This window comes from Caulobacter sp. 602-1 (assembly GCF_003931565.1).
Taxonomy (GTDB): Bacteria; Pseudomonadota; Alphaproteobacteria; order Caulobacterales; family Caulobacteraceae; genus Caulobacter.
Genome location: NZ_RRYI01000013.1, coordinates 11,821 through 34,087 on the forward strand (window position 1 = coordinate 11,821; position 22,267 = coordinate 34,087).

A 22,267-nucleotide genomic window follows, 5' to 3' on the forward strand; every position below is an offset into this window, starting at 1 on the left:
CAGCCGAGCTTTCTGGCGAGTCTAAGGCGTTTTGCGCGATGGTAAGGCTTCAGGCCGCCCGCGGTTCCGGCGCGGGCAGCGGTCGGGCCTTTGCGTAGGCTAGCACGGTCGAGGCCAGCATCAGCGCCGCGGCGATCAGCACCGGCAGGCCCGGCATGTGCAGGGTCGCGTCGTGGCGGATGGCGAACGCGAACGGAAACAGGAACAGCGGCGGCCCGATGATCGAGGCTATGCCCATCATCGCCGAATTGGCGCCTTGCAGCTGGCCCTGTTCGTTCGGCGCGACGCGGCGGGTCATCAGACCCTGCAGGCCCGGCTGGATCAGGCCCGACAGCGCGAACAGCGGCAGGCCGCACAGGTACAGCATTCCGGTCGGCGCCAGGGCGTAGATCATGAAGCCGGCGAAGCCGGAGAACAGGCCGATCATCAGCGCGCCGCGTTCGCCCACCGCCTTGACGACTCGCCCGACCACCAGGGCCTGGACGATTATGCTGGAAATGCCGCTGGCCATCAGGGTCAGGCCGATGGTCGCCGGCGACCAGCCGTAGCGGAAGCCCATATAGAGCACGAACACGCTGGGCAGGACGTTGTGGGCCAGCTGGAACAGGAAGCCGATGCCGGCCAACCCCAGCAGGCCCGGATGGCGGTTCAGCAGTTGCAGCGAGCCCACGGGATTGGCCTTCGTCCAGTCGAAGCGCGGCTGGCGGCGCTCGGGCGGCAGAGACTCCGGCAGCACGAAGAAGCCGTAGAGCCAGTTGCATAGCGCCAGTGCCGCGCAGACCAGGAACGGCGCCCGATGGTCGAACTGCCACAGCCAGCCGCCCAAGGCCGGACCAAAGGTGAAGCCGACGCCGAACGCCGCGCCCATCAGGCCGAAACCCTTGGCGCGGTTCTCCGGCGTGGTGACGTCGGCGACATAGGCCGAGGCGGTCGAGAAGCTGGCCGCCGTCATGCCGTTGAAGATCCGGCCGACGAACAGCCACCACAGGCTGGGCGCGAAGGCCATGAACAGGAAGTCGACGCCCAGGCCGAAGATCGACGTCAGGATCACGGGCCGGCGGCCGAAGCGGTCGGACATCAAACCCAGGATCGGCGAGCAGAAGAACTGCATCACGCCCCAGACCGTGGCGAACAGGATGTTCCAGTCGGCCGCCACGGCCGTGTCGCCGCCGCCGAACTGCTTCACCAGGTTGGGCAGGACGGGGATCATCACGCCTAGCGACAGCACGTCCATGATCGCGGTGACGAAGATGAAGCCCAGCGCGGCCTGACGTTTGGCCCCGGTGATCGGTTGGTTCATGGATCGCCCTCCCCGGCCGCCCCTAGTTGGACGCTGTTCGCCCGGCTCGCAAGACCCGCCAGCAGCGCCCGCCACCATTCCCCGTGCCGTTGCAGGAAGACGCCGTCCGGAAAGCTGTGCCGCGCCACGTGCGGGGCCGGCACGCTGTCCCAGCCGCGATGCTCGACGGTGACGCGAGTCCCCGCCTCCACCGCTTCGAACCGGACGTCGACCTCGGTGTCCATGCCCGGCGCGAAGGTCGCCTGCCGCCAGCCGAACACCAGGCGCGCGCCGCGCTCCCAGACCCGGACCTTGCCCACCTCGAACACCTGGCCGGTCGGCAGACGCTCCACCAGCCGGCCGTCTTCGAAGGCCATCACGCCCGGCGAACGCGGGGTGAAGGAGAACAGGGCGTTGGGACGCCACCACAGAGCGATGTCGTCGGTGAAGGCGTCGAACACCACCTCCGGCGGGGCGGCGATGCGCAGGGCGACCAGGATCCTGGAGTTCACTTCGATCTGCCCTCGACGTGCGCCTTCAGGGCCGACAGCTGGTCGACCCAGTGATCCTCGGCCGCCTCCAGCCAGGCCTTGAGCTGGTCCATCGGTTCGGCCCGCAGACGGTAGACCCGGACGCGGGCGTCGAAGTCCGGATGGCTCTCCTCGACGAGGCCCGACTGGCGCAGGGCGCGCAGATGCCGACTCATCGCCGGAGGCGTCAGGCCCAGACTTTCGGCCAGTTCTCCGGCCCGCCGGGGCCGTTCGCGCAGCAGGTCGACCGCCCTACGGCGGTGCGGGTCGGCAAGGGCCGCCAGGGTGCGGTCGAGCGCTTCGCTCAAGGCTGGGCGCCCAGCAGCTTCTTGGGCGCGACATTGCGCCAGGCGTCGTTCAGCGCGCCGCGCGCCGTGGCCTCGTCGCAGGCGGCCAGACGCAGACGCGTAGCCCCGCCCTTGCCCCAGCCGCCCGGCACGGGGACGAACACCTCGGGCTCAGCCGCAACACGCATCTCCTGCTGATCCGGCGTCAACTTGACCATCGCCCAGGCCGCGTCGGGATTGCCCAGGGTCGCGAAGATCTTCCCGCACCGAAAGTCGACCGTACCCATGTGCGAGCTCTCGATCGCCTGGGGCATCGACAAGGCCAACCGACGAAAGTCCTCCGGCGTGATCATTCCGCGCCGACCGCGATCTTGAGGCCGCTGCGCTTCTCCATCTCGTCTGTCGAGACCGTCTCGACATCGGCCGAGACGGTCCAGATGTGCCCCTCGGGATCGCGGCAGCGATAGGTGCGCGCGCCGTAGAACTGGGTTTCGGGCGGCGCGATGATCTCGGCCCCGGCCGCCCTGGCCCGCTCGCAGTGGGCGTCGACGTCGGCGGCGATGTAGATGTGAACCGACTGGGTGTTCTTTCCGCCCACCGAAGCCGGGCTGGCGTGGTGCTCGCTCCACTCGTTGCCGACCATGATCCGCGTGTCGGCATAGTCCATCTGCGAGTGGGCCAGATTGCCGTCGGCGTCCTCGATCAGCAGGGTCAAGTCGAAGCCGAACGCCTTTTCCAGAAAGGCGATCGCGGCCTTGGGATCACGATAGACGACGGCCGAAACCAGGCCAGGGCGGGAGTCGGACATGACGGCGATCCTTGCGATATGAGGAAATATTTAACGCATATCGAAACTATCTCGGCAAGCCTCTTCAGAGCGCCTCTCCGTTGTGGCTAGCGCAGCGCCTGACCTATCACCTTCAGCGAACCGTCGCCCTTCTCGGGCTTCACGCCGGTCACCTTCGCCAGCAGCGGATAGACGTCGACATTGTCGAACACGGGCAGCACGACGCCCGGCCTGAACGAGGGGCCGTGAGCCACGAACACCGCGCGCATCCTGACGTCATAGGGGTCGAAGCCGTGCGCCCCGCCGTCCTTGCCGTCCCACTTGCCGGGCTTCTTCCGAGCTTCCAGCGTCGTCGTGTACCAGCCGGTCTCCGACAGGCAGACGATGGCCGGCACGCGCCTGTTGCGGCCGTAGTGGAAACGCGCCGGGATCCGTCCCTTCTTCCAGCAGGTCATGTGCGGCGGCGCGGACTTGAGAAACGCCGCCTCGACCGCCTTGGCCTGGCCCGGCAGGGGCGAGAAGCTGGTCACCGCGCCCTTGGCGACAAGATGGATCTTCGAGACGTCGATCAGGTCGTCCAGCACCACGCGATGAGCGGCCGGCAGCGGCGCCATGCCGTGATCGGCGACGATGATGAGGTCGGTCGTCTCGAAACGTCCCCGCGCCTTGAGCCCCTCGACCAGACGGCCGATGCAGCGGTCCAGTTCGACCAGCGCCGCCGTCAGCTCCGGCGAGTCCGGACCATAGTGGTGCCCCTCCGTATCGGCGGCGTCGAAATAGAGGGTGGCGAAAGCCAGCGGCGGGCCGTCGGCGCTGTCCACCCAGGCCAGCACCTGGTCGATCCGCGCGTCGTACGGCAGGTCGTGCTGATACTTCATCCAGTGGCTGGGCCGGACGCCGTCGATCGCCGTCTCTGAGCCCGGCCAGAACATGGCGGCGCTCTTCTTGCCCTGCTGCTCGGCCGAGACCCAGAACGGCTTGGCCTGGTTCCACCAGCGCGGGTCGTTGGCGGTCGGGCCGTTCATCACGAACTTGGGCCCGCCGATCACGACGTCCTCCATCTCGTTGCCGACCACGCCGTTGCGGTCGGGGCGCTTGCCGGTCACCAGGGTGTAGTGGTTGGGATAGGTCAGGCTGGGAAACGAGGGTCGCATGGACCCGCGCGCGCCGTCGTCGGCCAGGACCTTCAGGTTCGGCGTCACGCCACGATCCAGATAGTCGGCGCGGAAACCGTCCATCGACACCAGAAGAGTCAGGTGCGGGGCCGTCTCGCGCGCCAGGACCGCCCCCGCGGACGTCAGCGCCAGGCCTAGGGCGAAAACCAGGGACAGGACGCGGCGGAACAACATCGACGCACTCTCGAAACCGAAACAGGCCTCCTGATCGACGCAAGGGATTGCAGTCGTATGACAATCAGCGTTCGCCGACACCATGACCGCCTCTTAACTTGGCGGGGGCGAGCCGTCTCGCCATAGTCCCTTCGCCTGCCGACTCGTTTCGGCGCTCGGAACCCCCCGCATGTCGATCGCCCTCGAGGCCGACCGCCTCACCAAGACCTACGGGGCGGTGCGCGCCCTCGACGACTTCTCCATCGCCATTCCGGCCGGCGGCGTGTTCGGGGTGCTGGGTCCCAACGGCGCGGGCAAGAGCACCCTGTTTCGCATCGCGCTGGGCCTCGTGCGGCCCACCACCGGCTCGGCCCGGCTGTTCGGCGCCGCGCCCGGCGACATCACCGCCCTGCGCAAGGTCGGGGCGATGATCGAGACGCCGCGCTACCCCGCCTATCTGACCGGTCGCGACACCCTGAAGATGCTGGCCCTGGAGAGCGGGGCCAAGAACGCGGATGTCGACGGCTGGCTGGAGCGGGTCGGCATCGCCCATGCCGCCGACCGCTCGACCGCCGGCTATTCGGTCGGCATGAAGCAGCGCCTGGGCCTGGCGGCCGCCTTCTTCACCAAGCCCGAGCTCGTCATCCTGGACGAGCCGACCAGCGGCATGGACCCGGCCGGCATCCAGGAGATCCGGGCCCTGATCGTGGATCTGGCCAAGCGCGAGGGCGTCACCGTCATCCTGGCCAGCCACCAGCTGGACGAGGTGCGGCGCGTCTGCGAGCGCGTGGCCATCCTGTCCAAGGGCAAGGTCGTGGCCGAGGGCGGCGTGGCCGAACTGACCGCCGGCGAGGCCCGCCTGCGCATCACCGCCGCCTCGCCCATCGCCCAGGTCCTGGGCGTGCTGGGCGCCAAGGGCGTCGCCGACGGCGCGGACGCGGCCCTGGCCGACATCCGCCGCGAGGAGGCGCCCGCCCTGATCCGCGCCCTGGTCGAGGCCGGGGTCGAGATCACCGAGGCGCGCTGGCGCGACGCCGACCTGGAGGGCGTCTACCTCCGGACCCTCGAAACGGCCCAGCCGTCGAACGAAGGAGCGCTCTGATGCTCGCCGACGCCATCGCCGCCGAACGCTTCCGCCTGCTGCGCGACCGTTCGGCCCTGTTCTGGGGGTTCTGCTTCGCCCCGATCGTGGGCTTCCTGCTCAGCATCGGCGGCGACCTCTTCCTGCACTATGTGGTCAAGAAGCCGATGCCCGGCCTGGGGATCGGCCTGCTCGACCAGATGATCAAGGCCCTGGCGGGCGGGGCCTCGACCTTCGGGGCGCTGTTCCTGATGATCGGCGCGGCCGCCATCCTGGCCGGCGACTATCGCTGGGAGACCTGGCGGCTGCTGACCCCGCGCAACACCCGCCAGAACCTGCTGCTGGCCAAGCTGGTCGTGGTCGGCGAGGCGGTGTTCTGGAGCCTGGCGCTGACCGCCGTGCTGTCGGCCGCCGCGGCGGTGATCGGCGCGGGGATCAACGGCAAGGCCCTGGCCGTGTCGATGTTCGATCGCAACCTGTTCGACGTGCTCGGCGTCCTGGCCATCACCTGGCTTGAGGCCATGACCCTGGCGGCCCTGTCCGCCTGCATCGGGGTGCTCTCGCGCTCGACCATGGGCGTGGTCGTCGCCTGCCTGGGCGTCCGGTTCGTGCAGACCGTGCTGGCCAGCTCGCTACGGATGATGGAACAGGGCCAGTCGAGTTGGAAGCTGCTGGCCATCCCCGTCTATGACGCCGACCTGCTGCGCGCGACCTTGCTGGAGCCGACCATGCTGGGTCAGACCGCCAGCTCGGCCGGCGCGGCCCTGGCCATGCTCGCCGTCTGGACGGCCCTCTTGACGACCGGCGCGGTGCTGCTGTTCCGCCGCCAGGACCTGACCAAGGAGTAGGCGTGAAGACCCAGAAGCAACGGATGCTGGCCGGCGAGCTCTATACCGTCGACGCCGAGCTGCAGGCCGACCAGCGCGTCGCCCAGAGCTGGATGGATCGCTACAACAGCGCCGGGCTCGACGAGCGCCCGATGCTGCTGGCCCAGGGCCTGGGCGCGGTCGGAGAGAACGTGGCCGTCCGCGCGCCGTTCTTCGTCGACTACGGCTACAACATCCGCCTGGCCGACGGCGTGTTCATGAACTTCAACTGCGTGATCCTGGACGTCGTCGAGGTCACCATCGGCGCGGCCACGGCCATCGGCCCGGGCGTGCAGATCCTGACCGCCGACCATCCGCGCGATCCGGCCCTGCGCCGCACGGGCCAGGAGTCCGGCAAGCCCATCCATATCGGCGCCAATGTCTGGATCGGCGGCGGCGCGATCATCCTGCCCGGCGTGACCATCGGCGACGACGCGGTGATCGGAGCCGGCGCGGTGGTGACGCGGGACGTGGCGGCCGGGGCGACGGTGGTGGGAAATCCGGCGCGGCCGGTGAAGCCGAAGGGCTAGCGGCGGAACTCCAAGATCCACCTCAAGACGCGGACTGCCATATCGCATCTCTAGAGGAGTCTATGCCATGGTGGCTGCAAGCTTTGCCACGCTTGGAAGACTCTATGACGCTGCGCATGTCTCTGCTCGCCCTGATCAGCCTGCTTCTTCTCGCTGACCCTGCGCATGCCCGTTCGCTGGCGGCGCCAACCACCTCGAACGCCGAGATGACCCGCCTCTACAACGAGGACCAGAGCGATCGGGAGCCTGACGAAATAGATTGGGACAAGGTCACCGCTCGCGACGAACAGCGACGCTTGGCCACCCGCGCGTTGCTCACGGCCGGCGCTCTACACACGGCCGAAGACTACGAGCACGCTGCTTTCATCTTCCAGCACGGCTCGAAGGCGGACGACTACCTGCTGGCCCACACCCTGGCGATGGTGGCGGTCGGCAAGGGTGACAAGTCGTCTCTGTGGATCGCTAGCGCGACGCTCGACCGCTACCTGATGATGATCGGCAAACCGCAGGTTTACGGCACACAGTTCAGGGGCTCGATGGGCCAGGAGCCTTATGATCGTAACCTGGTCTCCGACGCCCTCCGCAGCGAACTTGGCGTCCCCGCCCTAGCCCGCCAAGCCGAGCAACTCGAAGCTCTGCGCGCGGCTCGGGCGGCGGCCGTCAAGCCCTGAGCGCAGAAACGACAAAGGCCCCGGATTTCTCCGGGGCCTTCGCGTTCAGCTGGCGCTGAAAGATCTTAGTCTTCGGCGTCGTTGACGTAGACCGGACCCGAGTCCTTGCCCTTTTCCGAGACGTCGCGGTCGACGAACTCGATCACGGCCATGGCGGCGTTGTCGCCGTAGCGGTAGCCGGCCTTCAGGACGCGGATGTAGCCGCCCTGACGGTCCTTGTAGCGCGGGCCGAGGACCGCGAAGAGCTTGCCGACTTGTTCGACGTCGCGAACCGAGCTGATGGCCTGACGACGAGCGTGCAGGTCGCCGCGCTTGGCCAGGGTGACCAGCTTTTCGACGATCGGACGCAGTTCCTTGGCCTTGGGCAGGGTGGTGACGATCTGCTCGTGCTTGATCAGCGAAGCCGACATGTTGGCGAACATGGCGGTGCGGTGAGCCGAGGTGCGGCCGAGTTTGCGGTGGGCGTTACCGTGACGCATGTCTTAGTCTCCTGGGCATCGAGCCCGAGCGGCGCAAAATATGTCGAGCGCCTGATTGTCACCAATCCTGGTCCGTCCCGACCGGGTCAGAGCGAAGCGCCGGGGCCCTCGACCGCGTGAGCGGCTTCAAAAGGCCCAGGCCGCCTCCCCTTCCGAGGAAGGAGAAGCGGCCCGGATTAAGCGCGGTGGCGAAGAGGTTCTTAGATTTGGTCTTCGAACTTCTTGGCCAGGTCTTCGATGTTCTCCGGCGGCCAGTTCGGCACGTCCATGCCGAGGTGCAGGCCCATGCCGGCGAGAACTTCCTTGATCTCGTTCAGCGACTTGCGGCCGAAGTTCGGGGTGCGGAGCATCTCGGCTTCGGTCTTCTGGATCAGATCGCCGATGTAGACGATGTTGTCGTTCTTCAGGCAGTTGGCCGAACGGACCGACAGTTCCAGCTCGTCGACCTTCTTCAGCAGGGCCGGGTTGAACGGCAGTTCCGGCTTGGACTCGTCGGCCGACTTGGCCTTCGGTTCCTCGAAGGTGATGAAGATCTGCAGTTGGTCCTGCAGGATCCGGGCGGCGTAGGCCACGGCGTCCACCGGAGTGACGGCGCCGTTGGTTTCCACTTCCAGGACCAGCTTGTCATAGTCCAGCGACTGGCCTTGACGGGTCGGCTCGACGCGGTAGGCGACGCGCTTGACCGGCGAGTAGAGCGCGTCGACGGCGATGAGGCCGATCGGCGCGTCTTCCGGACGGTTGCGGTCGGCCGGGACGTAGCCCTTGCCGTTGTTGACCGTGAACTCCATCCGCACCGAAGCGCCGTCGTCCAGCGTGCAGAGCACGTGGTCGGGGTTCAGGATTTCGATGTCGGCCGGGGTTTCGATCTGACCGGCGGTCACCGGGCCGGGGCCCGTGGCGCGCAGGGTCATGCGCTTCGGGCCTTCGGCGTGCATCCGAACGGCCAGTTGCTTGATGTTCAGAACGATATCAACGACGTCCTCGCGGACGCCTTCGAGCGAGGAGAATTCGTGCACCACGCCATCGATCTGGATGGCGGTGACGGCGGCGCCTTGCAGCGACGAGAGCAGAACGCGACGCAGGGCGTTGCCGAGCGTCACACCGAAACCGCGCTCGAGGGGCTCGGCGACGATACGGGCCTTGCGGGTCGCATCGGCTCCGGTTTCGATCTGCGGCTTCTCAGGACGGATCAGCTCGTTCCAGTTTCTTTCGATCACGTGGTCGGGTCCCTTGAACGCGGCTCGCCGGCCGCGTTTTGCGCAGCCGGCGAAGGAGATTAGTGGTCTAAAAAGTACTAGACGCGACGGCGCTTGGGCGGACGGCAGCCGTTGTGCGGGATCGGCGTGACGTCGCGGATGGTCGTGATCGTCATGCCCGCGGCTTGCAGCGCGCGAAGAGCCGATTCACGGCCCGAACCCGGACCCGAAACGTTGACTTCCAGGGTCTTGACGCCGTGCTCGGCGGCCTTCTTGCCCGCGTCTTCCGCAGCCATCTGGGCGGCGTACGGCGTCGACTTGCGCGAACCCTTGAAGCCCATCATGCCGGCCGAGGACCACGAGATCGTGTTGCCTTGGGCGTCGGTGATGGTGATCATGGTGTTGTTGAACGAGGCGTTCACGTGCGCCACGCCCGAGGTGATGTTCTTGCGTTCGCGCTTTTTAACGCGACCCGGTTCCTTGGCCATCGTCAAGCTACCTTATTTCTTCTTGCCGGCGATCGGCTTGGCCGGACCCTTGCGGGTGCGAGCGTTCGTGTGGGTGCGCTGACCGCGGACCGGCAGGCCCTTACGGTGACGCAGGCCGCGATAGCAGGCCAGGTCCATCAGACGCTTGATGTTCATCGAGTTCTCGCGACGCAGGTCGCCCTCGACGGTGTAGTCACGGTCGATCGTCTCGCGGATCTGCAGGACTTCCGCGTCGGTCAATTGATTGACGCGACGGGCTTCCTCGATGCCCACCTTGGTGATGATCTCACGAGCCGACTTTTGGCCGATGCCGTGAATGTACTGAAGCGCGATCAAAACGCGCTTGTTCGTCGGGATGTTGACGCCTGCGATACGGGCCACGTCTAATGTTCTCCTAGTCACGCACTAAAGACGCGAACGGCGCGCCCGGCCGGGTCGGAGACCCAAACCGGCGCGCACGGATCGCGCCCTTTCGCGGAAGCGCCCCGTTATAGGGATCGTTTCGCTTCCGTCAACAACTGAATCCACCAGACATCCAGTGAATCAGGGCTTCTTTAAGCGACGACGCTCCGCGTGACGAATGTCACGCTACCTTTCGGTATTTGGAGCCTGTTTATCTCTGTCGGATCAACCGACCGAGACAGGCGCCAAGGCCTCGTCGATGGAACTGGCGACGGCTTCGACCGAACCCATTCCGTCCAGTTCCGTGAGCTTCCCCTGCCCTTCATAGTAAGGCAGCAGCGGCGCGGTCTGGGCATTGTACTGAGCCAGGCGAGTCACGAAGACTTCGGGATTGTCGTCCGGCCGTCCCTGTTCTTCGAACCGCTTCTTGATCCGCTCGATCAGGGCTGGCTCGTCTACCTTGAGTCGGAGAACAGAGTCGATCTTCTGTCCACGGGCCGCCAACATCTTATCCAGAGCTTGCGCCTGGGCGACCGTGCGCGGGAAACCGTCGAAGATCGCGCCGCCGGCCGCCTCGGCCTCGGGCAGACGATCCTCGATCAGCGCGATGACGATCTCGTCGGTGACCAGCTCGCCGCGGTCCAGCACGCCCTTCACCTTCAGGCCCAGCTCCGAGCCCGAGGCGATGGCGGCGCGCAGCATGTCGCCGGTCGAGAGCTGGACCATGCCACGCTCGGTGACCAGGCGCTTGGCCTGAGTGCCCTTCCCCGCCGCTGGCGGACCGAACAGGATCAAGTTCATGTAAGCCCCTTCGCGCGTCTGCCGAGTCTGCGCCCGGCTGATCTCCCGGAGCAGACCTAGAGCCCCGGGAAAGAAAACGGAAGCCGGTTTTGTGACAAACCGGCTTCCGACGCTTCCAATAAATTTGAAGCTCGGCTTAGCGGCTACGGCCGCCGCGCAGCTTCGACTTCTTGATGAGGCCCTCGTACTGGTGGGCCAGCAGGTGCGACTGGATCTGCGCCACGGTGTCCATGGTCACCGTCACGACGATCAGGATCGAGGTGCCGCCCAGGGCGAACTGGTTCGACTTGACCGCCATCATCACCAGCTCCGGCGCCACGCAGACGGCCGTGATGTAGGCCGCGCCGATCACCGTCAGGCGGGTCAGCACGTAGTCCAGGTACTCGGCGGTGCGCTTGCCCGGGCGGATGCCGGGCAGGAAGCCGCCGTACTTGCGCAGGTTCTCGGCCGTCTCCTCGGGGTTGAACACGACCGAGGTGTAGAAGAACGAGAAGAAGATGATCAGCAGGGCGTAGAACACCAGGAACGCCGGGTGGCCGTGCTGCAGCGCGCCGACCACGCCCGGCAGCCACTGGGCCCAGGACGGCAGGTTGGCCGCGTTGATGAACTGCAGGGCCGTCGTCGGCAGCAGCAGCAGGCTGGAGGCGAAGATCGGCGGGATGACGCCCGCGGTGTTGATCTTCAGCGGCATGAACGAGCTCTCGCCGCCGACCATGCGGTTGCCCTGCTGGCGCTTGGGATAGTGGACCAGCAGGCGGCGCTGCGAGCGCTCCATGAACACGATGGCCAGGATGGCGGCCACGGCGCCGATCAGGATCAGGAACAGCGGCGTGTAGTTGCCCGAGGTCTGCGACTGGACCAGCAGCTGGCCCAGGCTCATCGGCAGGTGGGCCACGATGCCGGCGAAGATGATCAGGCTGACGCCGTTGCCGACGCCGCGGCTGGTGATCTGCTCGCCCAGCCACATCAGGAACAGGGTGCCGCCGGTCAGGGCCACGACGGTCGAGACGACGAAGAACACCGGGCCGACGCCGCCGGCCACCAGGCCGGGCTGGGCCGACAGGCCGATGGCGATCGAGGCCGACTGGACCACGGCCAGCACCACGGCCAGATAGCGGGTGTATTGGTTGAGGGTCTTGCGCCCCGCCTCCCCGCCTTCCTTCTTCAGCTTCTCCCACGGCGGATACACCGTGCCCATCAGCTGCACGATGATCGAGGCGCTGATGTAGGGCATCACGTTCAGCGAGAAGATGGCCATGCGCTGCACGGCGCCGCCCGAGAACGTGTTGAACATGCCGAGGATGCCCTCGGCGTTGCCGCTGAACAGGCGCGAGAACGCGGCCGGATCGATGCCGGGGATCGGCACATAGGTGCCCAGGCGGTAGACGACCAGAGCGATGATCGTGAACCAGATGCGCTTGTGAAGTTCGGTCGCCTTTTGGAACGACGCGAAATTCATGTTGGCTGCGAGTTGTTCGGCGGCCGAGGCCATTCAGATCCCCACGACTCTGGAGCGTGACGGCCGGACACGATCCGGCGACTCCAACGAAATTTGGCGCGGAGCCTGCTTATCCGTTTCAAAGGATTTGAAAAGGGCAGGCCCAGGTAGAGGGCACAAATAGGTGAGGCTCGCCGTGATGTCACGGCGAGCCTCCTATTTCTGTCATCCCGGTCGAAACGAAGTCCCGAAAAGCGCCAGGCGCTCACCGGGATGACATATGGCCTTAGGCTTCGGCTTGCGCCTTGGCCTTCTTGGTCACGGTGACCGAACCACCGGCGGCCTCGACGGCCTTGATGGCGGCTTCCGTGGCCGAATAGACAGTCAGCTTCAGGGCGGTCTTGATCTCGCCCTTGCCCAGCAGCTTCACGCCGTCGAGTTCACGACGGATGACGCCGGCGGCGACCAGGTCGGCGGGAGCCAGCTCGGCGCCGGCCTTGAACTTGCCGGCGGCGACGGCCTGTTCCAGGCGCCACAGGTTCACTTCGGCGAACTCGAGGCGGAAGGGGTTGTTGAAGCCGCGCTTAGGCATACGCATGTGGAGCGGCATCTGGCCGCCTTCGAAGCCGGCGATGGCGACGCCCGAGCGCGCCTTCTGGCCCTTCACACCGCGACCGGCGGTCTTGCCCTTGCCCGAACCCGGGCCGCGGCCGACGCGCATGCGGCCCTTGGTCGAGCCTTCCTGCGGGGCCAGTTCGTTCAGCTTGGTCATATGTGCCTCTCCTTGGAGATCTGCGCCCAGCCAGCGGCTGGACTCGGCTTGAGAAATCAGAGCGCGCTTAAAACCCTAAAACGCTCCAAAACTCAATGGTGAAATGAGTTTGGGCCAGGCAGGATTTCAAACGAAAACCACCCCGGCTTTCACCGGGGTGGCGTATTTCGTCGTCGCGTAGCGGACTACTCGACGATTTCCAGCAGGTGCGCGACCTTGCGGATCATGCCGCGGACCGACGGGGTGTCTTCCAGCGTGGACGTGCGGCCCAGCTTGTTGAGACCCAGACCGGCGAGCGTGGCGCGCTGGTCCTTTTCACGACGGATCGGGCTGCCCGTTTGGCGGACCGTGACTTGCTTAGCTTCAGCCATGACTTAGCCCTCGATGGCTTCCGGCGACGACGCGCCGTCGGCGCGACGGCCGAGGATGTCGCCAACCTTCTTGCCGCGCTTGGCGGCGATCTGGCGGGGCGACGACTGGACCTTCAGGGCCTCGAACGTGGCGCGAACCATGTTGTACGGGTTCGAGGAACCCGTCGACTTGGCCACGACGTCCTGGACGCCCAGGGTTTCGAGAACCGCGCGCATCGGACCGCCGGCGATGACGCCGGTGCCGGGAGGCGCCGCGCGCATCATCACCTTGCCAGCGCCCCAACGGCCAGCGCCGTCGTGGTGCAGGGTGCGGGATTCGCGCAGCGGAACGCGGATCATCGTCTTCTTGGCTTCTTCGGTCGCCTTGCGGATGGCTTCCGGCACTTCACGCGCCTTGCCATGACCGAAGCCGACGCGGCCCTTTTGGTCGCCAACGACCATCAGAGCGGCGAAGCTGAAGCGACGACCACCCTTCACGGTGGCGGCGACGCGGTTGATGTGGACGAGCTTTTCGACGATGTCGCTGTCGACCCGCTCTTCGGGGGCGTTGCGGTCGCGACGGTCACGGCGTTGACCGCCTTCACCGCGCTGTTGTTCACCACGAGCCATTCTGTTTCCCTTAGAAGTTCAGGCCGGCTTCGCGCGCGGCGTCGGCCAGGGCTTTCACCCGGCCGTGGAAGATGTAACCACCACGATCGAAGACGACGTCCTTGACGCCCTTTTCGATAGCGCGCTCGGCGACGAGCTTGCCGACAGCGGCGGCGGCATCCTTGTCCGCGCCCTTGCCTTCGGCTTCCAGGGTGGAAGCCGACGCCAGGGTCACGCCGCGTTCATCATCGATGACCTGGGCGTAGATGTTCTTCGACGAACGGAAGACCGACAGACGCGGACGACCGTTGGCGAGGCTCTTGAGGCGGGTGCGAACGCGCTGAGCGCGCTTGGCCGCCGATTCACGAGGAGAGAGCGCCATGGCTTACTTCTTCTTGCCTTCCTTGCGGCGAACCTTCTCGCCAGCATAACGCACGCCCTTGCCCTTGTACGGCTCAGGCGGACGAATGCGGCGGATCTTCGCGGCAATCTCGCCGACCGCCTGCTTGTCGATGCCGGCGATCTTGATTTCGGTCTGCTTCGGCACAGCGAAGGTGACGCCGGCCGGAGCCTCAACGTCCACGTCGTGGCTGAAACCGAGCTGGAGGCTCAGGGCGGTGCCCTTCATGGCCGCGCGGTAACCAACGCCGACCAGTTCGAGGCTTTCCTCGAACCCGGCGGTGACGCCATGCACCATGTTGGCCACCAGCGTGCGGGACAGACCCCACATGCCCTTGGCGCGCTTCGTGTCGACGCGCGGAGTCAGAAGGAGCTCGGCGCCCTCTTGCTTGACTTCGACTTCGTCGGCGATCGTCCACGACAACTGACCCTTGGGGCCCTTCACCGTGACCGTCTGACCCGCGAGCGTGACTTGCACGCCCGAGGGGATTGCGACGGCTTTCTTACCGATACGTGACATGCTCTTTCCCTCCCGCGCCTAGTAGACGCGGCAGAGGACTTCGCCGCCGACATTAGCGTCGCGTGCAGCGGTGTCCGACATGACGCCCTTCGGCGTCGAAAGGATCGAGATGCCCAGGCCGTTCTTGATCGGCTTCAGGTCCTTGATCGACGAATAGACGCGACGGCCAGGCTTGGACACGCGGCTGATCTCGGCGATCACGGGCTCACCGTCAAAATACTTGAGCTCGATCTCGAATTCGGGGAACGCGCCGGGCTTCTCGATCAGCGAGTAGCCGCGGATGTAGCCTTCATCGGCCAGCACGTCGAGGACGCGGGCGCGCAGCTTGGAAGCCGGCGTCGAGACCTTGTTGCGCTTGCGCGTGGCGGCGTTCTTGATGCGAGCGATCAGGTCGCTCAGGGGATCGTTCATCGACATCTGATCGTCCTTACCAGCTCGACTTGACGAGGCCGGGGATCTGACCCTGCGAACCCAGTTCGCGGAGCGCGATACGGCTCATCTTCAGCTTGCGGTAGTAGGCGCGCGGACGGCCCGTGACTTCGCAGCGGTTGCGGATGCGGATCGCCGAGCTGCTGCGGGGCAGCTTGGCGAGCTTGAGGCGGGCCTCGAAGCGTTCCTCGAGCGGCAGGCTTTCGTCGTTGGCGGTCGCCTTGAGCGCGGCGCGCTTCTCGGCGAACTTCTTGACGAGGGCCTTGACGGCTTCGTTGCGGTTGACGGCGCTTTTCTTTGCCATGGTGCTTTTCCCTGCCCGCTCTTAATTGGTGAACGGGAACTGGAATTCCTTCAGGAGAGCCTTGGCTTCCTGGTCGGACTTCGCAGTGGTGCAGACGATGATGTCCATGCCCCAGATCTGCTCGATCTGGTCATAGTTGATTTCCGGGAACACCAGGTGCTCCTTCAGGCCCATGGCGTAGTTGCCACGGCCGTCGAAGCTCTTGCCGTTCAGACCACGGAAGTCCTTCACGCGCGGCAGCGCGATCGTGACCAGGCGGTCCAGGAACTCGTACATCCGGTCCTTGCGCAGGGTGACCTTGCCACCGACCACCATGCCTTCGCGCAGCTTGAAGCCGGCGATCGACTTGCGGGCCTTGGTGGCGACGGGCTTTTGGCCGGCGATCGCCTGCAGGTCCTTCAGAGCGACTTGGGCCTTCTTGGAGTCGGCCACAGCCTCGCCGATACCCATGTTCAGGACGATCTTGTCCAGCTTGGGGATCTGCATCTCGTTGGTATAGCCGAACTGCTCCTTCATCGCGGCGCGGATGCGCTCGCGATAAACGGTCTTCAGCCGGGGCTCGTAAGCTTGATCAGCCATTGATCACCTCGCCGGTCGTCTTGGCGACACGCACCTTCTTGTCGCCTTCGATCTTGAAGCCGACGCGGGTGGGCTTGCCCTTGGAGTCCACGATGGCGACGTTCGAGACGTGCAGCGCGGCTTCCTTTTGCTTGATGCCGCCTTGCGGCTCGGCCTGGGTCGGCTTGGTGTGACGCGAAACCATGTTCACGCCTTCCACGACAACCCGGTTTTCCTTCGGAAGAACCTGGGTCACAGCGCCTTGCTTGCCCTTGTCCTTGCCGGCCAGAACGACGACGCGGTCGCCCTTCTTGATCTTAGCGGCCATTACAGCACCTCCGGAGCGAGGGAGATGATCTTCATGTGGTTCTTGGCGCGCAGTTCACGGGGAACCGGGCCGAAGATCCGCGTGCCGACCGGCTCGCTCGCCTTGTTCACGATGACCGCGGCGTTCTTATCGAAGCGGATGACCGAGCCATCCTTGCGCTTCAGATTTTGATTCACGCGAACGACGACGGCGCGAAGCACGTCACCCTTCTTCACGCGGCCACGCGGGATGGCTTCCTTCACGGAGACGACGATGACGTCGCCCACGCTGGCGTAGCGACGGCCTGCGCCGCCCAACACCTTGATGCACATGACCCGGCGAGCGCCAGAATTGTCAGCGACTTCCAGGTTAGTTTGCATCTGGATCATGGTCTAAACCTTCCAGATTAAGCCGAAGCCTTGGGAAGCACTTCCCAGGTCTTCAGCTTGGACTTCGGAGCGCACTCGACGATGCGAATAGCTTCGCCGGCCTTGTACGCGTTGGATTCGTCGTGCGCGTGGTACTTTTTGGACTGACGCACGATCTTCTTAAGAACCGGGTGAACGATGGTCCGTTCGACCTTCACCACCACGGTCTTGTCGCCCTTATCGGAGACGACCACCCCTTCGAGGATACGCTTGGGCATATCGTTCTCCTTAAGCCGCGGCCTTGGCGCGCAGCACGGTCTTGATCCGCGCGATATCCTTGCGGATCTCGTTGACGCGGTGGGTCTTCTCGACCTGGCCCGTGGCGGCCTGGAAGCGCAGGTTGAACTGCTCTTTCTTCAGGCTGATCAGGGTGTCGGCCAGCTGGTCGGGGGTCAGGCCCCGGATGTCAGCGATCTTCATGAGCCTCAAGCCTCCTGGGCCACGCCCGCGTCGAGGCGGGTGACAACACGAGTGCGGATCGGCAGCTTGGCGGCGCCCAGGCGAAGCGCTTCACGCGCGATATCGTCCGGCACGCCGTCGATTTCGAACATGATGCGGCCCGGAGCCACGCGAGCGGCCCAGTAATCCACGGCGCCCTTACCCTTACCCATCCGGACTTCGGCCGGCTTGCCGGTGACCGGCACGTCCGGGAAGATACGGATCCAGACGCGGCCTTGACGCTTCATCTGGCGGGTGATGGCGCGACGGGCGGCTTCGATCTGGCGAGCCGTGATGCGTTCCGGCTCGACGGCCTTCAGGCCGTACGAACCGAAGTTCAGCAGGGTGCCGCCCTTCGAAGCGCCGTGGATGCGGCCCTTGAACTGCTTGCGGAATTTGGTCTTTTTCGGAGACAGCATGGCGATCTAATCCTTAGGCGCGATCGCGACGGTCACGACGGTCGCCCCGGTCGGGACGATCGCCGCGCTCACGGCCGCCACCTTCGCCGGCGGGGCCGGACTCGGTGGCCAGGCGCTTGTCGAGCGCCATCGGATCATGCTCCAGCACCTCGCCCTTGAAGATCCAGGTCTTCACGCCGATGATGCCGTAGGTGGTCTTGGCTTCGGCGAAACCGAAGTCGATGTCGGCGCGCAGGGTATGCAGCGGCACGCGGCCTTCGCGATACCACTCCATCCGAGCGATTTCAGCGCCGCCCAGACGACCCGAGACGTTGATCCGGATGCCCTTGGCGCCGAGGCGCACGGCCGACTGGATCGAACGCTTCATGGCGCGACGGAAGGCGATACGGCGCTCGAGTTGCTGAGCGATCGACTCGGCCACCAGCTGAGCGTCGGTTTCCGGCTTGCGGATCTCGACGATGTTCAGGTGGACTTCGCCCTCGGTCTGAACCGACAGGTCCTTGCGGAGCTTGTCGATGTCAGCGCCCTTCTTGCCGATGATGACGCCCGGACGAGCGGCATAGATCGTGATGCGGCACTTCTTGTGCGGACGCTCGATGATGATGCGCGAGACACCGGCTTGGTACAGGCGCTTCTTCAGGGCGGCGCGGATCGCGAGATCCTGGTGCAGCATCTTGCCGTACTGGGCGCCGTCGGCGAACCAACGGCTGTCCCAGGTGCGGTTTACGCCGAGCCGCAGCCCGACCGGATTGACTTTCTGACCCATTAGGCGGCCTCACCCAGTTCGCGGACCACGATCGTGATCTCGGAGAACGGCTTCTCAACGCGCGTCGCGCGACCGCGAGCGCGGGGCGAGAAACGCTTCATGATCAGGTTCTTGCCCACATAGGCCTCGGCGACGACCAGGGAGTCGATGTCGAGGTTGTGGTTGTTCTCGGCGTTCGAAATCGCCGAGTACAGCGCCTTGCGGACGTCCTGGGCGATACGCTTGTGGCTGAACTCGAGCTCGTTGAGAGCGCGCTGGACGTTCAGGCCACGGATGGACTGAGCGACCAGGTTCAGCTTCCGCGGGCTGGTGCGCAGGGTGCGCACCTTGCACATCGCTTCGGCGGCCGGCAGGCGGCGTTCTTGCTTCTGCTTGGCCATGATTACTTCCTCTTGGCCTTCTTGTCGGCGGCGTGGCCGGGGAAGTTGCGGGTCGGAGCGAACTCGCCGAACTTCATGCCGACCATGTCTTCCGACACGGAGACCGGGATGTGCTTCTGGCCGTTGTGGACGCCGAAGGTCAGGCCGACGAATTGCGGCATGATCGTCGAGCGACGTGACCAGGTCTTGATGACATCCTTGCGGCCCGACGACAGAGCGGCGTCGGCCTTCTTCAGGAGGTACCCGTCGACAAACGGGCCTTTCCAGACGGAGCGGGTCATGGCTTAGCGGCCCTTCTTCGCTTTGTGGCGCGAACGGATGATGAACTTGTCCGTGGCCTTGTTGACGCGGGTCTTGGCGCCCTTGGTCGGCTTACCAGCCGGGGTCACCGGGTGGCGGCCGCCCGAGGTGCGACCTTCACCACCACCGTGGGGGTGGTCGACCGGGTTCATGGCGACACCGCGGACGTGCGGGCGACGGCCCATGTGACGAGAACGACCGGCCTTGCCGAGGTTCTGGTTCATGTGGTCGGGGTTCGAAACGGCGCCGACGGTGGCCATGCACGAGTCGAGCACCATGCGCAGCTCGCCCGAGTTCAGGCGGATCTGGGCGTAGCCGGCGTCACGACCGACCAGCTGGGCGTAGGCGCCAGCCGAACGGGCGATCTGACCACCCTTGGCGGGCTTCAGCTCGATGTTGTGAATGATCGTGCCGATCGGCAGCGTGCGCAGCGGCGAGGCGTTGCCCGGCTTCACGTCGACCTTCTCGCCGGTGACGACTTCGTCACCAACCTTCAGGCGTTGCGGGGCCAGGATGTAGGCCAGCTCGCCGTCGGCCTGATACTTGATCAGGGCGATGAAGGCGGTGCGGTTCGGATCGTACTCAAGGCGAACGACCGAGGCCACGCCTTGCTTACGACGCTTGAAGTCGACCAGACGGTACAGGCGCTTGGCGCCGCCGCCGCGGAAACGGACCGCGATACGGCCATTGCCGCCGCGACCGCCCGACTTGGTCAGGCCTTCAACGAGCTTCTTCTCGGGCTTGCCCTTGTGAAGTTCGCTGCGGTCGATCAGCACCAGGCCGCGCTGGCCGGGGCTGGTCGGGTTGAAATGCTTCAAGGCCATCTGATTAGAGCCCCGTCGTGATGTCGATCGACTGGCCGTCGGCCAGGGTCACGATCGCTTTTTTGACGTCGTTGCGACGCCCGACGATGCCGCGGAAGCGCTTGGTCTTGCCCTTGGTCACGATGGTGTTGACCTTGGTCACCTTGACCTTGAACAGCTCTTCGACGGCGGCGGCGATTTCGTCCTTGGTCGCGTCGTTGGCCACCTTGAAGACAACCTTGTTCTGCTCGCTGAGCAGGGTCGTCTTTTCGGTGATCACCGGCGACAGGATCGTGTCGTAGTGGCGAGCGGTGGCGGCCATTAGGCGGCTTCCTTCTCAGCGAAACGGGCCGAGATCGCTTCGACCGCGTCCTTGGTCAGGACGAGGGTCTGGCGACGCAGCACGTCGTAGACGTTCAGGCCGGCGTTCGGCAGGACATCCACGTTCGGGATGTTGCGGGCGGCGAGCTTGAAGTTCGCGTCCACTTCCGGACCGGCGATGACCAGGGCGTTCTTCAGACCGATCTTGTCGAAGTTGGCGCGCAGGGCGGCCGTCTTCGCTTCGGTCAGAATGGCGCTGTCCAGGACGACCAGCGCGCCCGACTTGGCCTTGGACGACAGGGCGTGGCGCAGAGCCAGGGCCCGGATCTTCTTCGGCAGGTCGAAAGCGTGGCTACGGACGACAGGGCCGTGGGCCTTGGCGCCGCCGACGAACTGAGCCGCACGGCGCGAGCCGTGACGAGCGCCGCCGGTGCCCTTTTGCTTGTACATCTTCTTGCTCGTGCGAGAGACCTCGTTACGAACCTGAATCTTGTGGTTGCCCGAGCGGCGCTTGGCCAGCTGCCAGGTCACGACGCGCTGCAGGATGTCGCCGCGGATTTCGTCGATGCCGAAGATGGCGTCGTCGAGATCAACGGAACCGGCCTTGCCGCCGTCCAGTTTGATGACGTCGAGTTTCATTAGCCTTCGCCCTCTTCGGTCGCAGCCGCGGGGGCCTCTTCAGCGGGGGTCTCAGCGGCGGCCGGAGCAGCCTCGCCAGCCTTGCGGAAGGCGCCCGGACGCGGAGCGTCGGCAGGCAGAGCCTTCTTCACGGCGTCGCGAACCTTCACGTAGCTGCCTTCGTGGCCCGGGACGGCGCCCTTGATCAGGATCAGGCCGCGTTCGACGTCGACCTTCCAGACCGTGACGTTCAGCGTCGTGACGGTTTCCTGACCGAGGTGACCCGCCATCTTCTTGCCCGGGAACGTACGACCCGGATCCTGGCGGTTACCGGTCGAGCCGTGCGAACGGTGCGAGACCGAGACGCCGTGGGTGGCGCGCAGACCACCGAAGTTCCAGCGCTTCATGGCGCCGGCGAAGCCCTTACCGACGGTCACGCCTTGGATGTCGACCTTCTGGCCGGCGACGAAGTGGTCGGCCGTCAGTTCGGCGCCGACTTCGATCAGGGCGTTCTCTTCGACGCGGAATTCGGCGACGACGCGCTTCGGCTCGACGGCCGCCTTCGCGAAGTGACCGCGCATGGCGTTCGAGGTGTTCTTGGCCTTCTTGGCGCCAGCGCCGAGTTGCAGGGCGGTGTAGCCGTCCTTCTCAACGGTGCGCACGCCCGTGACCTGGCAACCGTCGAGCGACAGGACGGTGACCGGCACGTGCTGACCGGCTTCGTCGAAGAAGCGGGTCATGCCGAGCTTCTTGGCGAGGACGCCAGTGCGTTGGGTGGGGAGAGTCATGGATCGGCCCTCCTTACAGCTTGATTTCGACGTCAACGCCGGCCGACAGGTCGAGCTTCATCAGCGCGTCCACGGTCTGCGGAGTCGGGTCAACGATGTCGAGAACGCGCTTGTGCGTACGGATCTCGAACTGCTCGCGCGACTTCTTGTCGACGTGCGGCGAACGGTTGACGGTGAATTTCTCGATAAGCGTGGGCAGGGGGATGGGGCCCCGCACCGTCGCACCCGTGCGCTTGGCCGTGTTGACGATCTCGCGCGTGGAATGATCCAACACGCGGTGATCGAAGGCCTTGAGCCGGATGCGGATGTTCTGACGATCCATATCGCTCGGTTTCCTAGTGGGCTGCGCCCGCGTCTCGAACCATTTCAAAGACCAACTCGAACTCCCGAGAGAGCTCGTACGCAGCGTCCGCAAAACAAATGACCCCCGCGGTTTCCCGCCGGGGCTGATGACCAGATATTGCACCACCCTCTCGAGAGAAGGCTTGAGGCGCTATGTCCGGGCGTCTCGCGAACCGCGTTTGAGCCCGAGAGCTCACAGCCGGTCCAACAGAGGCGCGCTTGTACGTTCCAGAATCGGTTTCGTCAAGCGCTG

General features: G+C 65.5%; 38 protein-coding genes. 4 read left to right on the plus strand and 34 right to left on the minus strand.

What is annotated here, in order from left to right; genetic code table 11:
* Positions 1–49 precede the first annotated feature (49 nt).
* The 6 genes from EIK80_RS24595 to EIK80_RS24620 all read right to left on the minus strand — a co-directional run bounded on the left by EIK80_RS24595 (position 50) and on the right by EIK80_RS24620 (position 4,232).
* The gene (locus EIK80_RS24595) at positions 50–1,300 is read right to left on the minus strand and encodes a TCR/Tet family MFS transporter (protein WP_125159648.1); all 1,251 of its coding nucleotides are present in this window, start codon (positions 1,298–1,300) and stop codon (positions 50–52) included.
* Entirely contained in the window at positions 1,297–1,791 is a 495-nt protein-coding gene (locus EIK80_RS24600) for an SRPBCC domain-containing protein (RefSeq protein WP_125159649.1), read from the minus strand. Before EIK80_RS24600 ends, EIK80_RS24595 begins: the two co-directional genes overlap by 4 nt.
* On the minus strand, positions 1,788–2,117 hold the full coding sequence (locus EIK80_RS24605; RefSeq protein WP_125159650.1) for a helix-turn-helix transcriptional regulator: 330 nt from the start codon (positions 2,115–2,117) through the stop codon (positions 1,788–1,790). The genes EIK80_RS24600 and EIK80_RS24605 overlap by 4 nt, the downstream gene beginning before the upstream one ends.
* The gene (locus EIK80_RS24610; protein ID WP_233586929.1) at positions 2,114–2,410 is read right to left on the minus strand and encodes an MmcQ/YjbR family DNA-binding protein; all 297 of its coding nucleotides are present in this window, start codon (positions 2,408–2,410) and stop codon (positions 2,114–2,116) included. The genes EIK80_RS24605 and EIK80_RS24610 overlap by 4 nt, the downstream gene beginning before the upstream one ends.
* A gap of 35 nt (positions 2,411–2,445) precedes the next feature.
* Positions 2,446–2,904 carry a VOC family protein gene (locus tag EIK80_RS24615; protein ID WP_125159652.1) on the minus strand — a complete coding sequence of 153 codons (459 nt, stop codon included), beginning with the start codon at positions 2,902–2,904 and terminating at the stop codon, positions 2,446–2,448.
* Between the two features lie 86 nt (positions 2,905–2,990).
* Positions 2,991–4,232 carry an ectonucleotide pyrophosphatase/phosphodiesterase gene (locus EIK80_RS24620; RefSeq protein ID WP_125159653.1) on the minus strand — a complete coding sequence of 414 codons (1,242 nt, stop codon included), beginning with the start codon at positions 4,230–4,232 and terminating at the stop codon, positions 2,991–2,993.
* Between the two features lie 169 nt (positions 4,233–4,401).
* On the opposite strand from EIK80_RS24620, the gene EIK80_RS24625 reads away from it, so the two are divergent.
* The 4 genes from EIK80_RS24625 (at position 4,402) to EIK80_RS24640 (ending at position 7,359) form a co-directional block, all read left to right on the plus strand.
* Positions 4,402–5,313 (plus strand): ABC transporter ATP-binding protein, encoded by a 912-nt coding sequence (locus EIK80_RS24625; RefSeq protein WP_125159654.1) that lies wholly within the window; start codon positions 4,402–4,404, stop codon positions 5,311–5,313.
* Positions 5,313–6,140: an ABC transporter permease gene (locus tag EIK80_RS24630; RefSeq protein ID WP_125159655.1), complete on the plus strand. Its 828-nt coding sequence runs from the start codon at positions 5,313–5,315 to the stop codon at positions 6,138–6,140. The genes EIK80_RS24625 and EIK80_RS24630 overlap by 1 nt, the downstream gene beginning before the upstream one ends.
* Positions 6,141–6,142: 2 nt before the next feature.
* A complete protein-coding gene (locus EIK80_RS24635; protein ID WP_125159656.1) occupies positions 6,143–6,688 on the plus strand; it encodes a sugar O-acetyltransferase in 546 nt (181 codons plus the stop codon).
* A 104-nt stretch (positions 6,689–6,792) separates the two neighbouring features.
* Positions 6,793–7,359 carry a hypothetical protein gene (locus EIK80_RS24640; protein ID WP_233586930.1) on the plus strand — a complete coding sequence of 189 codons (567 nt, stop codon included), beginning with the start codon at positions 6,793–6,795 and terminating at the stop codon, positions 7,357–7,359.
* A 65-nt stretch (positions 7,360–7,424) separates the two neighbouring features.
* Here EIK80_RS24640 and rplQ read toward each other — a convergent pair whose 3' ends face one another.
* From rplQ to EIK80_RS24780, 28 genes are all read right to left on the minus strand, one after another.
* The gene (rplQ, locus tag EIK80_RS24645; RefSeq protein ID WP_125159657.1) at positions 7,425–7,838 is read right to left on the minus strand and encodes a 50S ribosomal protein L17; all 414 of its coding nucleotides are present in this window, start codon (positions 7,836–7,838) and stop codon (positions 7,425–7,427) included.
* Positions 7,839–8,038: 200 nt separating this feature from the next.
* Positions 8,039–9,055 carry a DNA-directed RNA polymerase subunit alpha gene (locus EIK80_RS24650; RefSeq protein ID WP_047413138.1) on the minus strand — a complete coding sequence of 339 codons (1,017 nt, stop codon included), beginning with the start codon at positions 9,053–9,055 and terminating at the stop codon, positions 8,039–8,041.
* A gap of 77 nt (positions 9,056–9,132) precedes the next feature.
* On the minus strand, positions 9,133–9,522 hold the full coding sequence (rpsK, locus tag EIK80_RS24655; RefSeq protein ID WP_004616890.1) for a 30S ribosomal protein S11: 390 nt from the start codon (positions 9,520–9,522) through the stop codon (positions 9,133–9,135).
* Between the two features lie 12 nt (positions 9,523–9,534).
* On the minus strand, positions 9,535–9,903 hold the full coding sequence (rpsM, locus tag EIK80_RS24660) for a 30S ribosomal protein S13 (RefSeq protein ID WP_096032935.1): 369 nt from the start codon (positions 9,901–9,903) through the stop codon (positions 9,535–9,537).
* A 246-nt stretch (positions 9,904–10,149) separates the two neighbouring features.
* On the minus strand, positions 10,150–10,725 hold the full coding sequence (locus EIK80_RS24665; protein ID WP_125159658.1) for an adenylate kinase: 576 nt from the start codon (positions 10,723–10,725) through the stop codon (positions 10,150–10,152).
* 136 nt (positions 10,726–10,861) lie between these two features.
* Positions 10,862–12,217 carry a preprotein translocase subunit SecY gene (gene secY / locus EIK80_RS24670; protein WP_125159659.1) on the minus strand — a complete coding sequence of 452 codons (1,356 nt, stop codon included), beginning with the start codon at positions 12,215–12,217 and terminating at the stop codon, positions 10,862–10,864.
* A 232-nt stretch (positions 12,218–12,449) separates the two neighbouring features.
* The gene (gene rplO / locus EIK80_RS24675) at positions 12,450–12,935 is read right to left on the minus strand and encodes a 50S ribosomal protein L15 (protein WP_125159660.1); all 486 of its coding nucleotides are present in this window, start codon (positions 12,933–12,935) and stop codon (positions 12,450–12,452) included.
* A 185-nt stretch (positions 12,936–13,120) separates the two neighbouring features.
* Positions 13,121–13,306, minus strand: coding sequence for a 50S ribosomal protein L30 (gene rpmD, locus EIK80_RS24680; protein WP_099579521.1), 186 nt, complete (start codon positions 13,304–13,306; stop codon positions 13,121–13,123).
* Positions 13,307–13,309: 3 nt separating this feature from the next.
* Positions 13,310–13,915, minus strand: a complete 606-nt coding sequence (rpsE, locus tag EIK80_RS24685; RefSeq protein ID WP_096051657.1) for a 30S ribosomal protein S5 — start codon at positions 13,913–13,915, stop codon at positions 13,310–13,312.
* A 10-nt stretch (positions 13,916–13,925) separates the two neighbouring features.
* Positions 13,926–14,276, minus strand: coding sequence for a 50S ribosomal protein L18 (gene rplR / locus EIK80_RS24690; RefSeq protein WP_013078658.1), 351 nt, complete (start codon positions 14,274–14,276; stop codon positions 13,926–13,928).
* A gap of 3 nt (positions 14,277–14,279) precedes the next feature.
* Positions 14,280–14,813 (minus strand): 50S ribosomal protein L6, encoded by a 534-nt coding sequence (gene rplF, locus EIK80_RS24695; protein ID WP_101719243.1) that lies wholly within the window; start codon positions 14,811–14,813, stop codon positions 14,280–14,282.
* Positions 14,814–14,831: 18 nt separating this feature from the next.
* A complete protein-coding gene (rpsH, locus tag EIK80_RS24700) occupies positions 14,832–15,230 on the minus strand; it encodes a 30S ribosomal protein S8 (protein ID WP_099579526.1) in 399 nt (132 codons plus the stop codon).
* A 10-nt stretch (positions 15,231–15,240) separates the two neighbouring features.
* Positions 15,241–15,546 (minus strand): 30S ribosomal protein S14, encoded by a 306-nt coding sequence (gene rpsN, locus EIK80_RS24705; protein WP_047413112.1) that lies wholly within the window; start codon positions 15,544–15,546, stop codon positions 15,241–15,243.
* A gap of 21 nt (positions 15,547–15,567) precedes the next feature.
* Entirely contained in the window at positions 15,568–16,125 is a 558-nt protein-coding gene (rplE, locus tag EIK80_RS24710) for a 50S ribosomal protein L5 (RefSeq protein ID WP_125159661.1), read from the minus strand.
* Positions 16,118–16,432 (minus strand): 50S ribosomal protein L24, encoded by a 315-nt coding sequence (gene rplX / locus EIK80_RS24715; RefSeq protein ID WP_125159662.1) that lies wholly within the window; start codon positions 16,430–16,432, stop codon positions 16,118–16,120. Before rplX ends, rplE begins: the two co-directional genes overlap by 8 nt.
* Entirely contained in the window at positions 16,432–16,800 is a 369-nt protein-coding gene (rplN, locus tag EIK80_RS24720) for a 50S ribosomal protein L14 (protein ID WP_125159663.1), read from the minus strand. The genes rplX and rplN overlap by 1 nt, the downstream gene beginning before the upstream one ends.
* Positions 16,801–16,817: 17 nt before the next feature.
* Positions 16,818–17,057: a 30S ribosomal protein S17 gene (gene rpsQ, locus EIK80_RS24725; RefSeq protein WP_099579538.1), complete on the minus strand. Its 240-nt coding sequence runs from the start codon at positions 17,055–17,057 to the stop codon at positions 16,818–16,820.
* Between the two features lie 10 nt (positions 17,058–17,067).
* Entirely contained in the window at positions 17,068–17,259 is a 192-nt protein-coding gene (rpmC, locus tag EIK80_RS24730; protein ID WP_047413099.1) for a 50S ribosomal protein L29, read from the minus strand.
* Positions 17,260–17,264: 5 nt separating this feature from the next.
* The gene (gene rplP, locus EIK80_RS24735) at positions 17,265–17,696 is read right to left on the minus strand and encodes a 50S ribosomal protein L16 (RefSeq protein WP_125159664.1); all 432 of its coding nucleotides are present in this window, start codon (positions 17,694–17,696) and stop codon (positions 17,265–17,267) included.
* A gap of 13 nt (positions 17,697–17,709) precedes the next feature.
* Positions 17,710–18,462 carry a 30S ribosomal protein S3 gene (rpsC, locus tag EIK80_RS24740; protein WP_125159665.1) on the minus strand — a complete coding sequence of 251 codons (753 nt, stop codon included), beginning with the start codon at positions 18,460–18,462 and terminating at the stop codon, positions 17,710–17,712.
* The gene (rplV, locus tag EIK80_RS24745) at positions 18,462–18,842 is read right to left on the minus strand and encodes a 50S ribosomal protein L22 (protein WP_010919132.1); all 381 of its coding nucleotides are present in this window, start codon (positions 18,840–18,842) and stop codon (positions 18,462–18,464) included. The genes rpsC and rplV overlap by 1 nt, the downstream gene beginning before the upstream one ends.
* Before the next feature lie 2 nt (positions 18,843–18,844).
* Positions 18,845–19,123: a 30S ribosomal protein S19 gene (rpsS, locus tag EIK80_RS24750; RefSeq protein ID WP_125159666.1), complete on the minus strand. Its 279-nt coding sequence runs from the start codon at positions 19,121–19,123 to the stop codon at positions 18,845–18,847.
* 3 nt (positions 19,124–19,126) lie between these two features.
* A complete protein-coding gene (rplB, locus tag EIK80_RS24755) occupies positions 19,127–19,966 on the minus strand; it encodes a 50S ribosomal protein L2 (RefSeq protein ID WP_125159667.1) in 840 nt (279 codons plus the stop codon).
* A gap of 4 nt (positions 19,967–19,970) precedes the next feature.
* Positions 19,971–20,267, minus strand: a complete 297-nt coding sequence (locus tag EIK80_RS24760; protein ID WP_004616934.1) for a 50S ribosomal protein L23 — start codon at positions 20,265–20,267, stop codon at positions 19,971–19,973.
* Positions 20,267–20,905 carry a 50S ribosomal protein L4 gene (rplD, locus tag EIK80_RS24765; RefSeq protein WP_125159668.1) on the minus strand — a complete coding sequence of 213 codons (639 nt, stop codon included), beginning with the start codon at positions 20,903–20,905 and terminating at the stop codon, positions 20,267–20,269. The genes EIK80_RS24760 and rplD overlap by 1 nt, the downstream gene beginning before the upstream one ends.
* Complete coding sequence (gene rplC / locus EIK80_RS24770; RefSeq protein WP_125159669.1) at positions 20,905–21,672, minus strand: 50S ribosomal protein L3; 768 nt, start codon at positions 21,670–21,672, stop codon at positions 20,905–20,907. Before rplC ends, rplD begins: the two co-directional genes overlap by 1 nt.
* A gap of 13 nt (positions 21,673–21,685) precedes the next feature.
* Positions 21,686–21,994: a 30S ribosomal protein S10 gene (rpsJ, locus tag EIK80_RS24775; RefSeq protein ID WP_004616952.1), complete on the minus strand. Its 309-nt coding sequence runs from the start codon at positions 21,992–21,994 to the stop codon at positions 21,686–21,688.
* A gap of 13 nt (positions 21,995–22,007) precedes the next feature.
* Positions 22,008–22,211 (minus strand): hypothetical protein, encoded by a 204-nt coding sequence (locus EIK80_RS24780; RefSeq protein ID WP_125159670.1) that lies wholly within the window; start codon positions 22,209–22,211, stop codon positions 22,008–22,010.
* Positions 22,212–22,267 lie beyond the last annotated feature (56 nt).

Bases quoted from the DNA above. Each gene is read 5' to 3' on its own strand.
- EIK80_RS24595 (WP_125159648.1), bottom strand. From the start codon at position 1,300: ATGAACCAACCGATCACCGGGGCCAAACGTCAGGCCGCGCTGGGCTTC.
- EIK80_RS24610 (WP_233586929.1), bottom strand. From the start codon at position 2,410: ATGCCCCAGGCGATCGAGAGCTCGCACATGGGTACGGTCGACTTTCGG.
- EIK80_RS24615 (WP_125159652.1), bottom strand. From the start codon at position 2,904: ATGTCCGACTCCCGCCCTGGCCTGGTTTCGGCCGTCGTCTATCGTGAT.
- EIK80_RS24620 (WP_125159653.1), bottom strand. From the start codon at position 4,232: ATGTTGTTCCGCCGCGTCCTGTCCCTGGTTTTCGCCCTAGGCCTGGCG.
- EIK80_RS24625 (WP_125159654.1), top strand. From the start codon at position 4,402: ATGTCGATCGCCCTCGAGGCCGACCGCCTCACCAAGACCTACGGGGCG.
- EIK80_RS24630 (WP_125159655.1), top strand. From the start codon at position 5,313: ATGCTCGCCGACGCCATCGCCGCCGAACGCTTCCGCCTGCTGCGCGAC.
- EIK80_RS24640 (WP_233586930.1), top strand. From the start codon at position 6,793: ATGACGCTGCGCATGTCTCTGCTCGCCCTGATCAGCCTGCTTCTTCTC.
- rplQ (WP_125159657.1), bottom strand. From the start codon at position 7,838: ATGCGTCACGGTAACGCCCACCGCAAACTCGGCCGCACCTCGGCTCAC.
- rpsK (WP_004616890.1), bottom strand. From the start codon at position 9,522: ATGGCCAAGGAACCGGGTCGCGTTAAAAAGCGCGAACGCAAGAACATC.
- EIK80_RS24665 (WP_125159658.1), bottom strand. From the start codon at position 10,725: ATGAACTTGATCCTGTTCGGTCCGCCAGCGGCGGGGAAGGGCACTCAG.
- secY (WP_125159659.1), bottom strand. From the start codon at position 12,217: ATGGCCTCGGCCGCCGAACAACTCGCAGCCAACATGAATTTCGCGTCG.
- rplO (WP_125159660.1), bottom strand. From the start codon at position 12,935: ATGACCAAGCTGAACGAACTGGCCCCGCAGGAAGGCTCGACCAAGGGC.
- rpmD (WP_099579521.1), bottom strand. From the start codon at position 13,306: ATGGCTGAAGCTAAGCAAGTCACGGTCCGCCAAACGGGCAGCCCGATC.
- rpsE (WP_096051657.1), bottom strand. From the start codon at position 13,915: ATGGCTCGTGGTGAACAACAGCGCGGTGAAGGCGGTCAACGCCGTGAC.
- rplR (WP_013078658.1), bottom strand. From the start codon at position 14,276: ATGGCGCTCTCTCCTCGTGAATCGGCGGCCAAGCGCGCTCAGCGCGTT.
- rplF (WP_101719243.1), bottom strand. From the start codon at position 14,813: ATGTCACGTATCGGTAAGAAAGCCGTCGCAATCCCCTCGGGCGTGCAA.
- rpsH (WP_099579526.1), bottom strand. From the start codon at position 15,230: ATGTCGATGAACGATCCCCTGAGCGACCTGATCGCTCGCATCAAGAAC.
- rpsN (WP_047413112.1), bottom strand. From the start codon at position 15,546: ATGGCAAAGAAAAGCGCCGTCAACCGCAACGAAGCCGTCAAGGCCCTC.
- rplE (WP_125159661.1), bottom strand. From the start codon at position 16,125: ATGGCTGATCAAGCTTACGAGCCCCGGCTGAAGACCGTTTATCGCGAG.
- rplX (WP_125159662.1), bottom strand. From the start codon at position 16,432: ATGGCCGCTAAGATCAAGAAGGGCGACCGCGTCGTCGTTCTGGCCGGC.
- rplN (WP_125159663.1), bottom strand. From the start codon at position 16,800: ATGATCCAGATGCAAACTAACCTGGAAGTCGCTGACAATTCTGGCGCT.
- rpsQ (WP_099579538.1), bottom strand. From the start codon at position 17,057: ATGCCCAAGCGTATCCTCGAAGGGGTGGTCGTCTCCGATAAGGGCGAC.
- rpmC (WP_047413099.1), bottom strand. From the start codon at position 17,259: ATGAAGATCGCTGACATCCGGGGCCTGACCCCCGACCAGCTGGCCGAC.
- rplP (WP_125159664.1), bottom strand. From the start codon at position 17,696: ATGCTGTCTCCGAAAAAGACCAAATTCCGCAAGCAGTTCAAGGGCCGC.
- rpsC (WP_125159665.1), bottom strand. From the start codon at position 18,462: ATGGGTCAGAAAGTCAATCCGGTCGGGCTGCGGCTCGGCGTAAACCGC.
- rplV (WP_010919132.1), bottom strand. From the start codon at position 18,842: ATGGCCAAGCAGAAGCAAGAACGCCGCCTGCCGGCCGCCGAAGCGATG.
- rpsS (WP_125159666.1), bottom strand. From the start codon at position 19,123: ATGACCCGCTCCGTCTGGAAAGGCCCGTTTGTCGACGGGTACCTCCTG.
- rplB (WP_125159667.1), bottom strand. From the start codon at position 19,966: ATGGCCTTGAAGCATTTCAACCCGACCAGCCCCGGCCAGCGCGGCCTG.
- EIK80_RS24760 (WP_004616934.1), bottom strand. From the start codon at position 20,267: ATGGCCGCCACCGCTCGCCACTACGACACGATCCTGTCGCCGGTGATC.
- rplD (WP_125159668.1), bottom strand. From the start codon at position 20,905: ATGAAACTCGACGTCATCAAACTGGACGGCGGCAAGGCCGGTTCCGTT.
- rplC (WP_125159669.1), bottom strand. From the start codon at position 21,672: ATGACTCTCCCCACCCAACGCACTGGCGTCCTCGCCAAGAAGCTCGGC.
- rpsJ (WP_004616952.1), bottom strand. From the start codon at position 21,994: ATGGATCGTCAGAACATCCGCATCCGGCTCAAGGCCTTCGATCACCGC.